This window comes from Bacteroidota bacterium (genome assembly GCA_039714315.1).
GTDB lineage: Bacteria > Bacteroidota > Bacteroidia > Flavobacteriales > JADGDT01 > JADGDT01.
The window spans coordinates 1-2,171 of sequence record JBDLJM010000257.1 but is presented as its reverse complement, the minus strand read 5'-3'; the positions used below and the strand labels follow the sequence as shown (position 1 = coordinate 2,171).

The window sequence follows — 2,171 nt, the reverse complement described above, 5'->3', positions numbered from 1 at the left end:
TCTTCAGTCTTCAGTCTCCTGTCTTCATTACACAGAAACACCATAATCCCTAAGAGCATTGTTTAAAGAAGTTTTCTTATTAGTGCTTTCTTTTCTCTTACCGATAATAAGAGCACATGGTACCTGATACTCACCTGCCTTAAACTTCTTGGTGTATGATCCCGGAATCACAACTGATCGTGGAGGAACTTCTCCCTTAGTTTCAATTGCTTCATCACCTGTAACGTCTATTATTTTTGTAGAAGCTGTAAGTACTACGTTTGCTCCCAGTACAGCCTCTTTTCCAACTTTAACACCTTCAACCACAATACATCTCGATCCGATAAATGCATTATCTTCAATAATTACCGGCGCAGCTTGCAACGGCTCTAAAACTCCACCAATTCCAACTCCACCGCTTAAGTGAACGTTTTTACCGATTTGAGCACAGGAACCTACAGTTGCCCATGTGTCTACCATAGTGCCTTCGTCTACATATGCACCTATGTTTACGTACGACGGCATTAATATTGTCCCCGATGATAAATATGCTCCATGTCTGGCAACGGCATGGGGAACAACCCTCACACCTTTTTCTTTGTAGTTTTTCTTTAGCGGAATTTTGTCGTGAAACTCCAAAGGACCTGCCTCGATAGTCTCCATTTTTTGTATCGGGAAGTACAATACAACTCCTTTTTTTACCCATTCATTTACCTGCCAGCCATTCTCAGTTGGTTCTGCAACTCTAATTTCGCCATTGTCTAACTTTTCTATTAGTGACCTTATAGCATTTTGTGTTTCCTTGTTTTCCAATAACGACTTATCCTCCCAAGCCTGCTCAATAATGTTTCGTAATTCCGTCATGTGTGCGTAAAATTAATCTGTGTGTTAATTTATTATGTGGTAAAAATATAAATTGTTTTTATTATGTAATGTAAAGAAGTATATATTAATGAAAAACATACAATATGTTGTATTTATAACATTTAGTATGTTTATGCTGTTTTCAGTCATTTACCATCCGGGAGGCAGGTTTGTATTGCGACTTTATCAATAGTATATTTGAGTTTGACTAATTTATATGCGTAATATTGATCTTTTAGAAAAAAAAGAAGTAATTTTGCGGACTGTTTTTTAAAAGCATATATGGGACGATTACTAGCAATAGATTTTGGGACAAAAAGGATAGGTTTAGCAGAAACCGATCCGCTTCAAATAATTGCATCAGCTCTTGAAACTGTTGAAAATGAGAAGGTATTCGTTTTTTTGGATGAGTATCTGGGGAGAGAGCAAGTCGATGAAATTATTATTGGTGAGCCGAAGCAGAAAGATGGTACTCCCTCTGAAAGCGAGAGAGAAATAAAGATGTTTATTGAAGAATTAGAGAAAAAATTCCCTGATGTTGTTATTAAACGATTTGATGAACGTTATACGTCGAAAATGGCATTCCAAACAATGATCGACAGTGGTATTGGTAAGAAAGCAAGACGAAACAAGGGTCTGATAGATAAGATAAGTGCAACTATTATTTTGCAGTCATATCTCGACAGTAAGGGTTTTTAAGAACACAGAAGAGTAAATAGAATTAATGTTATTTTTTTAGAATATGATATTACCGATTGTAGCTTATGGCGACCCGGTTTTAAGAAAAGAGGGAGTTGAGATTGATAAAGATTATCCAAAATTGGATGAACTTATCAAAAATATGTACGATACGATGTACAATGCTAGCGGAGTAGGTCTGGCAGCACCTCAAATTGGGCGTGCAATAAGATTGTTTGTGGTTGATGCAAGTCCGTTTGCTGAGGAAGACGAAGAAGATTATGAGAAGCTTAAGGATTATAAAAAGGTTTTTATTAATGCTCAAATAGTTGAAACTTCCGGTGAAGAATGGGGCTTTAACGAAGGGTGTCTTACTATTCCAGATGTTCACGAAGATGTATTTCGTCCGGAAACAATTGTAATTGAGTATTATGATGAAAATTGGGAGTTTCACCGTGATGAAATAAGCGGAATAGCCTCAAGAGTAATACAACATGAGTACGATCATATTGAAGGAGTATTATTTACAGATAAATTGTCGGGGTTGAAAAAAAGATTGCTAAAAGGCAAGCTTACGAATATTTCGAAAGGAAAAATTTCTGTAAATTACAATATGAGATATCCTTTAAAGAAAGGAAGGCAGTAGTGTA

3 protein-coding genes are annotated in these 2,171 nt (G+C 36.3%); 2 read left to right on the top strand and 1 reads right to left on the bottom strand.

The window, feature by feature from the left end; all coding sequences use genetic code 11:
• Positions 1-27: 27 nt before the first annotated feature.
• Positions 28-843 (bottom strand): 2,3,4,5-tetrahydropyridine-2,6-dicarboxylate N-succinyltransferase, encoded by an 816-nt coding sequence (locus ABFR62_14140; GenBank protein MEN8139557.1) that lies wholly within the window; start codon positions 841-843, stop codon positions 28-30.
• Positions 844-1,125: 282 nt separating this feature from the next.
• On the opposite strand from ABFR62_14140, the gene ruvX reads away from it, so the two are divergent.
• Positions 1,126-1,542, top strand: a complete 417-nt coding sequence (gene ruvX / locus ABFR62_14135; protein MEN8139556.1) for a Holliday junction resolvase RuvX — start codon at positions 1,126-1,128, stop codon at positions 1,540-1,542.
• 43 nt (positions 1,543-1,585) lie between these two features.
• Complete coding sequence (def, locus tag ABFR62_14130; protein ID MEN8139555.1) at positions 1,586-2,167, top strand: peptide deformylase; 582 nt, start codon at positions 1,586-1,588, stop codon at positions 2,165-2,167.
• The last annotated feature ends 4 nt before the right edge of the window (positions 2,168-2,171 follow it).